This window comes from Scandinavium sp. UTDF21-P1B (genome assembly GCF_040750395.1).
In the GTDB taxonomy this organism is placed as follows: Bacteria; Pseudomonadota; Gammaproteobacteria; order Enterobacterales; family Enterobacteriaceae; genus Scandinavium.
Genome location: NZ_JBFLVD010000042.1, coordinates 1 through 2,933, shown reverse-complemented (window position 1 = coordinate 2,933; position 2,933 = coordinate 1). Strand labels below are relative to the sequence as shown.

General features: G+C 46.9%; 3 protein-coding genes. All 3 read left to right on the top strand.

Translation table 11 applies throughout. The annotated features are described in order from the left end of the window. Window positions 1-408: 408 nt before the first annotated feature. Entirely contained in the window at window positions 409-1,602 is a 1,194-nt protein-coding gene (locus tag AB1287_RS22080) for a lytic polysaccharide monooxygenase (protein ID WP_435619118.1), read from the top strand. 277 nt (window positions 1,603-1,879) lie between these two features. Next, window positions 1,880-2,230, top strand: a complete 351-nt coding sequence (locus AB1287_RS22075) for a hypothetical protein (RefSeq protein WP_435619117.1) — start codon at window positions 1,880-1,882, stop codon at window positions 2,228-2,230. A 439-nt stretch (window positions 2,231-2,669) separates the two neighbouring features. Beyond that, on the top strand, window positions 2,670-2,933 hold a 264-nt coding region (locus AB1287_RS22070), incomplete at its 3' end, for a hypothetical protein (RefSeq protein ID WP_435619116.1).

Below are 2,933 nucleotides of genomic sequence, written 5' to 3'. Positions count from 1 at the left end.
AACTCATTGAATACATGACCGAATTGCCGGGCAGTATAAGTTGTGAATCAAATATTTTAGAGTATTGAAAGCGCAGTTTCAACGTCAGGTTATTAGATGGTCAGAGACGCTGTCGTTATCAAACTCTGAGCATAAGACATGATATTTTTTCTGAAATGAGTATCTGACTGGTCAGAAAACTGATAAAAAACAGATATTCCGCTCGTCCATCCTCTCGTGTCCATCTTCTGAGTTTTCTGTAGAAATTTCTTATCTTATTTAATTTCAAAATGCCAGATTATTACGCCGTCGGATAATTGAGTTGATAGTTATCCTATGTGGATGCTGAATACCGAAATCAAATAACGATTATTTTTTCAGCCTGAAAGTTATTTTTCTTAATGATTGTAAAGAAACATCAGAGGATATATGCGAATTAATAAAATTGCCATTGCGGTCGCATCGCTGTTGGTGAGCACTGCTGCCTGGTCACACGGTTACGTTATGGAGCCTGCTTCACGCGGCTATATGTGTACACCTGGTATGGGTCAGCAAAACCAGGATTGTGGTGCGGGTCCAATGTACGAACCGCAAAGCATTGAGGGTACGGATGGTTTCCCTCAGGTTAATGCTGGCCCGGCTGATGGTAAGCTTGCCAGTGCTGGCCTTCACTCCATGGGTAAACTGGATGAGCAGAGTTCAACCCGCTGGGCGAAACACCCTATCAGCGCCGGAGAGCACAGTTTTACCTGGAAATACACTGCAGCGCATGTGACTAAAGACTGGCGCTACTTTATTACCAAAGCCGACTGGAACCCGGAGAAGCCACTGACTCGCGCTTCTTTTGAGGCAACACCGTTCTGTACTATTGACGGAAAAATGCAGACGGCTATCCCTGGTGGTGGTACCGGTGTTGGTACTGCGCACAAATGTAACGTTCCGCAGCGTGAAGGCTATCAGGTGATTATGGCTGCATGGGATGTGGGCGATACTGCCGCAACCTTCTATAACGTCATTGATGTGGATTTTGGTGGCCAGAACCATCCTGGTGAAGATGTGCCGGAACCCAAGCCGCCGGTTGATGATGTGATTCCGCCGAATGATGATGTGACACCTCCGGGTGATGAAACCCATGCAGCACCGGTGATCAACCTGTTGCAGGATCATATCGTGGTACAGAAAAAGTCGTACAACGAAGGCTATGCGATGAACGCGTCTTCTACGACTGGCGCAGATAAGTTTACCTGGGAAGTGGTAGAAGGCTACGGCAACTTCCAGCTGCAGGAAAAACAGGCTGCACCGACCCACGGTAAGCTGGAAGGTAAAGACCTCCATACCGTGCGTGCCTGGGTTAAAGCGGGTACAACCGGTAAAGCGAAATATCGTCTGACCGCCAGCAACAGCCACGGGCAGGCAGTGAAGTTTATTACTATCGAAGTGAAGGATACGGATAACGGTGGTTCACAGCAGCCGTCAGCGAATGCTTTCACCCCTGGTAAGGTTTATGCCATCGGTGACGTAGTCAGCTATAAAGGTCATACCTACCGCTGTCTGAATGCCCACACGGGTGCCGCGCACTGGAACCCGGCTGAAGCACACTCTCTGTGGCAGCTGGTGAAGTAATTACCTTGTGATGTCAATCTACGGCCTCCCCCAATGGAGGCCGTTTTTTCAACTATGCTGAGTAAGGGAATAGCCCGGTACGTTGATATTCCCCCCCTGTATTTTCAGCGCTGACAGAGAGGGCATGTTCGTCTCTGTCAACCAAATGATAGGGGACCGGACCTATTCCTGAGCCATTAATGAAATTATCAATCAGCGCGTCGCGCTAACCCCCTGTGTTCAGGTGTGGGTTGCCGGTTTTCCTGCACACTCACCCAGCGAAATTAAAGTAGAGGAAATGATGAATAGCCGTTACAAGAAAGCCCGTATCGCTGCGCTTATCTTCTGTACATTGGGTTTACCCCTGGTTCAGGGATGCAGCAGCGCTTCTCAGGATCCACGCGTGGTCAGTGCCGTAGCGGACAAGCCTTTCTATGCATGGTTTAATCAGTTAATCAGCCAGATCAAGGATGACCCGGGCTATAAACGATTGCCCATCGATACCGAGGCACAGTCAAACGACTTCCTGGTGTTACTGCACGATACCTATCGGCATACCATTTCGAAGCAGGAGTTTGCTCAGCGCGTGAATAGCCAGTATCCTGGCCATCAATATGAAACCGACTTTATTGTCTCCAGACTGCCTTAGGGCAGTTGGTCAGAATGCGATATAAAATCGGCCAGGAAAATGTCACCAGTGAACAAACACGTGACATTTTTCTCTCTCTATCCTGATCCCGTCGTTGCCATCAACTGAGCAGGTGACAGAACCTGCGCGGCAATTGCGTCCCTTTTATGCTTTTCTGCACGTGGTATTACTTGAGTGCATTCAGTTTTTTTTCAGATAATTATCCCATCTGAGATGATGTCGGGAATCAATAAAATTGATAATTTCTCCTAGCCTGTTAATTCAAGGGATTAAACCAGAATAAATAAAATTGTCATCTGAATATTATCGGGTGATTAGTCCTGTCGCTGTCTTTTAAAATTAACAGATAGTGGTTCAGGCAACGGTTTAATCATCGTCGGGCTTCTGATGGCTCATTACTTCAGGAATGAGCCAATAATATCTAAAAAGGATGAGTGATATGCCTACACCGTCAGTAATAACAAAAACCCTCCTGTCAACAATACTCCTGTCAACCTCTTGTTCTGCCTTCGCCTTCGATTACGCTAATGAAAAAACTGGTCTGACAAAAGTCGTTATTCCTATGGCGCCGATCAATAATTTCGGCCCGGAAGCCGTAGTGGAAAGAAAGTCGCCGTTAATTGTTGGGGGGTATGTCTCTGACTGGGCGCAATACGACCGTAAATTTGATTTAGAAAAATTGGGTCATGTATTCAATGAGTTG

Excerpts from the sequence above, each read along its gene's own strand:
- AB1287_RS22075 (WP_435619117.1), top strand. The coding sequence starts at position 1,880 with ATGATGAATAGCCGTTACAAGAAAGCCCGTATCGCTGCGCTTATCTTC.
- AB1287_RS22080 (WP_435619118.1), top strand. The coding sequence starts at position 409 with ATGCGAATTAATAAAATTGCCATTGCGGTCGCATCGCTGTTGGTGAGC.